This window comes from Diaphorobacter ruginosibacter (genome assembly GCF_040396215.1).
Taxonomy (GTDB): Bacteria; Pseudomonadota; Gammaproteobacteria; order Burkholderiales; family Burkholderiaceae_C; genus Diaphorobacter_A; species Diaphorobacter_A ruginosibacter_A.
On sequence record NZ_JBEBOW010000175.1, the window covers coordinates 1 to 5,801 of the forward strand.

General features: G+C 63.6%; 8 protein-coding genes. 2 read left to right on the top strand and 6 right to left on the bottom strand.

Annotated elements, in window-relative coordinates:
- The 6 genes from ABWP92_RS15960 to ABWP92_RS15985 all read right to left on the bottom strand — a co-directional run.
- Positions 1 to 230, bottom strand: a 230-nt coding sequence (locus ABWP92_RS15960; RefSeq protein ID WP_353236398.1) for an STAS domain-containing protein, incomplete at its 3' end; no start/stop codon positions are given.
- Positions 231 to 254: 24 nt separating this feature from the next.
- On the bottom strand, positions 255 to 893 hold the full coding sequence (locus ABWP92_RS15965) for an MlaC/ttg2D family ABC transporter substrate-binding protein (RefSeq protein ID WP_353236391.1): 639 nt from the start codon (positions 891 to 893) through the stop codon (positions 255 to 257).
- A gap of 185 nt (positions 894 to 1,078) precedes the next feature.
- Positions 1,079 to 1,834 carry an MlaA family lipoprotein gene (locus ABWP92_RS15970; RefSeq protein WP_353236392.1) on the bottom strand — a complete coding sequence of 252 codons (756 nt, stop codon included), beginning with the start codon at positions 1,832 to 1,834 and terminating at the stop codon, positions 1,079 to 1,081.
- Positions 1,831 to 2,310 (bottom strand): outer membrane lipid asymmetry maintenance protein MlaD, encoded by a 480-nt coding sequence (gene mlaD / locus ABWP92_RS15975; protein WP_353236393.1) that lies wholly within the window; start codon positions 2,308 to 2,310, stop codon positions 1,831 to 1,833. The genes ABWP92_RS15970 and mlaD overlap by 4 nt, the downstream gene beginning before the upstream one ends.
- 66 nt (positions 2,311 to 2,376) lie before the next feature.
- Positions 2,377 to 3,159: a lipid asymmetry maintenance ABC transporter permease subunit MlaE gene (gene mlaE, locus ABWP92_RS15980; protein ID WP_353236394.1), complete on the bottom strand. Its 783-nt coding sequence runs from the start codon at positions 3,157 to 3,159 to the stop codon at positions 2,377 to 2,379.
- Complete coding sequence (locus tag ABWP92_RS15985; RefSeq protein ID WP_353236395.1) at positions 3,156 to 3,998, bottom strand: ABC transporter ATP-binding protein; 843 nt, start codon at positions 3,996 to 3,998, stop codon at positions 3,156 to 3,158. The genes mlaE and ABWP92_RS15985 overlap by 4 nt, the downstream gene beginning before the upstream one ends.
- Before the next feature lie 365 nt (positions 3,999 to 4,363).
- On the opposite strand from ABWP92_RS15985, the gene speD reads away from it, so the two are divergent.
- The gene (gene speD, locus ABWP92_RS15990) at positions 4,364 to 4,777 is read left to right on the top strand and encodes an adenosylmethionine decarboxylase (protein WP_353236396.1); all 414 of its coding nucleotides are present in this window, start codon (positions 4,364 to 4,366) and stop codon (positions 4,775 to 4,777) included.
- A 1-nt stretch (position 4,778) separates the two neighbouring features.
- Complete coding sequence (gene speE, locus ABWP92_RS15995; protein WP_353236397.1) at positions 4,779 to 5,744, top strand: polyamine aminopropyltransferase; 966 nt, start codon at positions 4,779 to 4,781, stop codon at positions 5,742 to 5,744.
- Positions 5,745 to 5,801 lie beyond the last annotated feature (57 nt).

Sequence of the window (5,801 nt, forward strand, 5' to 3'; positions counted from 1 at the left end):
GCCAAACTGAGCAGCGCCGCAGGCAATGCCTTGACCGCGAAGGACTTGCCCTCGCCGGCGGCGCTGCGGTGGCATTCGAGGAGCACCGCCAGCGCGGAGGAATCGAACACCTTCAGCGGCCCGGCGTCCACCACCAATTGCGGCTCCTTGTGAGCGCGCATGGCCTGCATCAACATGCGCAGGCACGCCGTTGCCTGTGCGTGCGTGAGCTCGGGCGGGAGCACGAGCATGGAGGGCGCTGCGGCGGCGGTCATTTACTTGCTCGCGCTGGCCGCGTTGGCCTGGTTGCGGGCGACCAGTGTGTCGATCAGCCCGTCGATGCCCTTAGCGTTGACCTCCTGGCCAAACTGGGTGCGGTAGGTATCGACGATCCAGACGCCCAGCACGTTCAGGTTGTAGATCTTCCAGGAACTGCCGTCCTTCTCGAGGCGATAGTCCACCTGCACCGGATCGCCCTTGCCGCGCACCTCGGTGCGAACCAGCACGTCCTTGTCCCCGGCCGCGGCACGCAGCGGCTTGACGTCCACCGACTGGTTCGTCACCTGGCTCAGCGCACCCGCATAGGTGCGCACCAGCAGAACCTTGAATTCGTCCTGCAGGCGCTTTTGCTGCTCGGGCGTCGCCTTGCGCCAGCCCGGCCCCACCGCCGCGGCAGTCATGCGCCGGAAGTTCACGTGCGGCATGAGCAGGCGATCGACCAGCACCATGATCTTGTCCACATCGCCCGACTTGATTGACGGGTCGTTGCGGATGGTCTCCAGCACCTCATTGGAGAGGCGCTTGATCATGGCATCCGGCGCCTCTTCGGCGGCCCAGGAAATCACCGGCGAGGACATCAGCATCAGCGATGCCGCAGCGGCGGCGGATTGCGAAAAAAAGCGTCGATTCAACATTTATTGATGTCCTTCCCGGTTCACATACAAACCTGAATGTATGTGAATACCGGCATGTGTGGGATTTTGAGCGGATTCCCGTGGATTCCCGCGTACGGGCCGTCGCCGGATGAAAATGATTGCAACACCCGGCGAGCCGCATCGGATCACGGTGGCGGCCGATGCCCGATGATCTTCGGCAGGCTTCAATAGTCCTCGGGCAGCTTGCCCGCATCGTCCAGGTTCTGGGTCTGCCCTCTTCTGGGGCCGACACGCTGGCTGCGCACCTGCAGATACACGTCGCGCGTGAACGAATAGGGGTCCAGCGCAGCGGCTTCCAGCACGTCGCCCACGTTGAGCAGCGATTCACGCTTTTCAACAATTCTCAGCCCATAGAGCGAATTGCGCACGCGAACGTCGGAAATGTGGCCAGCCACGTCGCCATAGAAATCCACTGGCAAGGCCACCGTGTCACGCACCGTCGAGGGGCCGAGCAGCGGCAGCACCAGATAGGGTCCGGTATTCAGGCCCCAGCGCCCAAGCGTCAGGCCAAAATCCTGCTTGTGACGCTGCACGCCCATTTCGCTGGCGATATCGAGCAGGCCGCCCAGGCCGAATACCGTGTTGACGTTGACGCGCACCATGCTGTCGAAAGCCTCGGTGCCACGCCCCTGCAGCAGGTTGTTCACGAACGACCAGATATCGCCGAGATTGGCAAAAAAGTTGCTGACGCCCGTGCGGACCGGCTTGGGCGCGACATCGTGATAGACGGTGGCGACAGGCTTGAGCACGGCCCTGTCCAGCCCGTCGTTGAACGAATACATGCTGCGGTTGAACGACTCGAACGGATCTTCCGGATTCGTATGAGGGCCGGTTGCGCAGCCCGCAAGCAGGCTCAAACCCAACACGGCCGCGGCGCCGCGGGTGACAACGACTTTGGAGTATTTGCTTATGTATGTCATTTTTTACCGCCGGAGTTCCCACCCTCTTCAGCCTTGCTGTAGAGGAACTGGCCAATCAGGTTTTCCAGCACGACTGCGGATTGGGTGGAGGTGATGGTATCGCCTTCCGCCAGATTGGCCTCGTCGGCACCGGCTTCGATCCCGATATATTGGTCGCCCAGCAGGCCGCTGGTGAGAATTTTCAGCGAGCTGTCCTTGGGAAACTTGAATTGCTTGTCGAGCTCCAGATGCACGTCGGCCTGGAAAGTCTCATCGTTGAAGCCGATCGACTGAACGCGCCCCACCACCACGCCGGCGCTGCGCACCGCCGACTTGGGCTTGAGACCACCGATATTGTCGAAACGCGCCGTCACGCTGTAGCCGGACTTCCAGTTCAGGCTCAACAGATTGGCGGACTGCAGCGCCAGAAACACGAGCGCCGCCGCGCCCAACAGCACGAACAGGCCGACCCAGACATCATTCTTGGATTTCTGCATGGTTTGCTACTTTCTCCGAAGTCCCGAAAGACCCGTCTCTTTGCTCCCGGTTCGATTCATCGTCATTCAGATACTGAACATCAGCGCGGTGAGCAGGAAGTCCAGCCCCAGCACCGCCAGCGACGCGATCACCACCGTGCGGGTGGTCGCACGCGATACGCCCTCCGGCGTCGGCTTGGCCACATAGCCCTGCAGAACCGCCACGAAAGTGACCGCGAGGCCGAACACCACGCTCTTGACGACACCATTGCCCACGTCCTTCCAGACATCGACGCTGCTTTGCATCGCGCCCCAGAAGGCCCCGGGATCCACACCCAGCATGACGACGCCGACCAGCCAGCCGCCGATCACGCCGACCGCGCTGAACACGGCAGCCAGCAGCGGCATGGCGATCACGCCGCCCCAGAAACGCGGCACCAGGATGCGGCGCACCGGATCGACCGCCATCATCTCCATCGCGGACAGTTGCTCTCCCGCGCGCATCAGGCCGATCTCGGCTGTCAGCGACGTTCCCGCGCGGCCGGCGAACAAAAGCGCCGTCACCACCGGTCCCAGTTCGCGAACCAGCCCGAGCGTGACGACCAGGCCCAGCGCATTGGCCGAGCCGTAGATCTGCAGGACGTTGTATCCCTGCAGCGCCAGCACGAAGCCGACGAACAGGCCCGACATGGCGATGATCGACAGCGAATAGTTGCCCAGGAAATGCACCTGATCGCGCACCAGCCCGAACCGCTTCAGCGCCGCCGGGCCGAGCGCCAGCAGACGCCAGAACAGGCGCGCGCCCATGCCGATGTCGGCCAGCTTGCCGCGCACCGCGAAACCCACATCCGAGGGACGCCACCAGCTCATGCCGAACCTCCCGGCGCTGCGCCGATGGGGCCGAAGTCCTGCGCCACGCTCGGGCCGGGATAGTGAAACGGCACCGGCCCGCTCGGCAGCGCATTGACGAACTGGTGCACCAGCGGATCGGTGCTCTCCCGCACCTCCTGCGGCGTGCCCTGCGCGGCAATCGTGCCCGGGCCGAGGATGATGACGTAATCTGCCAGGCGGAAGGTTTCCTCCAGGTCGTGCGACACGATGATGGTGGTGAGCCCCATCGCGTCGTTGAGCTGGCGGATGAGCTGGGCCGCCGTGCCCAGCGAGATCGGGTCCAGCCCCGCAAACGGCTCGTCGTACATGATCAGCTCGGGATCGAGCGCGATCGCCCGCGCGAGCGCCACGCGCCGCGCCATGCCGCCGGAAATCTGGCTGGGCATGAGGTCGCGCGCGCCGCGCAGCCCCACGGCATTGAGCTTCATGAGCACGATGTCCCGGATCAGCTCCTCCGACAGATCCGTGTGCTCGCGCAGCGGAAACGCCACGTTCTCATACACGCTCATGTCGGTGAACAGCGCGCCGAACTGGAACAGCATGCCCATGCGCCTGCGCGCCGCATACAGGGCCGCCATGTCCATGCCGGCGACGTTCTCGCCGTCGAACAGCACTTCGCCGCCCTGCACGAAATACTGGCCGCCGATGAGGCGCAGCACCGTGGTCTTGCCGCCGCCGGAGGCCCCCATCAACGCCGTGACCTTCCCGCGCGGAATGCTCAGCGAGACGTCGCGCAGGATCGTGCGGTCGCCATATCCGAATTGGACATTGCGCAATTCCACGAGCGGAGCGTTGGCGGTTGATGCGGTTGGAAGCATATTGAATTCAGCGATGGCCCATCGACAAACAAGGATGAGCAACCCTACATCATAGGTGGAAACCCTTTCCATGCATGCAGCCCGGAGATGAACAGACTGTTTCATTAATGTTGCTTGACTATACTGGGGCTTGTCTTTCAACGGCGGGGGCATGATGTGCTCGCCAAACGGATCGTGTGCTCACCAGGACAGACAAGCCCGCACATGAACCGGAGACAGCGGCCATGCGAGTTGCAAGCATGTGTCCGCCCCAGGGCCGGTCATCGCACCGCGCACCTCGTTCGTCGGTTTCCCGTTTTCCACGCATCGGAAAGGGTTGCCGTTTTTTTGCCACACCCTCCACCTAACGAAAGGGCTCCAGCTCAATGAAGAACCACGTCCGGAATGCCACCCCCATCAAGACCTCGCCCCTTTCCCGCTCGGCCACCGGCCTGCATCTGATCGGCGACCTCTACGGCTGTCTCTGCGACAGCCGGCTGATGCTGGATGCCGGCTATCTGGAATCTTTCTGCAAGGAACGCGTGGCCGCCGCCGGGCTCACCACCGTGGGCAGCCTTTTTCACAGCTTCGGCGAAGGCGGTGGCGTGACGGGCGTGGTCGTGCTGGCCGAGTCGCACCTGTCGCTCCACACTTGGCCCGAATCAGGCTACGTCACGCTGGATGTCTATGTGTGCAACTACACCGAGAACAACCGCCCGAAGGCGCAGAAGCTGTTCGACGACCTGATGGCGGCATTCAATCCGAACGACCCGCACCTGCACCGCGTCGAGCGCGCCTGACATGAACGCGACACAGACCCCGCGGGCTTCGGCGCCCTCGTATGCGGCCGAGCGGCTTAATGCGGACTTCGGCTTCTACCTGAAGAACAGCCGTCTGCTGGCGAGCCGGCAATCGCCATGGCAGCACATCGAAGTCTTTGAAAACGCGCAGTTCGGCCGCGTCATGCGGATCGACGACTGCTTCATGACGTCGGAGCGCGACGAGTTCTTCTACCACGAGCCGATGGTGCACCTGCCCGCGATTGCCCATGCGGGCGTGCGCCGCGCGCTGGTGATCGGCGGCGGAGACGGCGGCGCGGCGGAGGAGCTCCTCAAGCTGCCGCTGATCGAACGCGTGGTGCTCGCCGAGCTGGACGAGCAGGTGATCGACGTATCGCGCGAATGGCTCGGCCAGATCCACCACGGCGCATTCGACGATGAGCGGCTCGAGATCCGCATTGGCGACGCGCGCTCATTTCTCGGGCAGACGCAGGAACGCTTCGACCAGATCGTGCTCGATCTCACCGACCCGTTCGGCCCGGCCACCGATCTCTACACCGTGGAGTTCTACGAAAGCTGCCGCAGCGCCCTCTCGCCCGGCGGCGTGATTTCGCTGCACATGGGCTCGCCCATCCATCTGCCGCAGAGCCTGATGCGCATTGCCGCGTCCGTGCGGCAGGTGTTTCCGGTATTCCGGCCATACCTGCAATACGTGCCGCTCTATGGCACCCTGTGGTGCATGGCCATGGCCTCGCAGACCACCGACCCCGCCCGGATCAGCCAGGAAGAAGTCGACCGGCGCATCGCGCAGCGCGGCATCCCGTCGCTGCAGCTCTACAACGGCTTCACGCACCACGCCCTGCTCGCGCAGCCCAATTTCGTGCGCGAACTGCTGGCCCGCCCAGCGCAGCCGCTGCGGCGCGGAGATATGCTGCAGGAAGTGCGCGACCCCTCTGAACTGCCGCCCATCGTGGTCACGGCCGGATAGGCTCGGAACAAGAAAAAAACGCAACCCCTGCGGGTTGCGTTTTGCATTCAGCGCCGG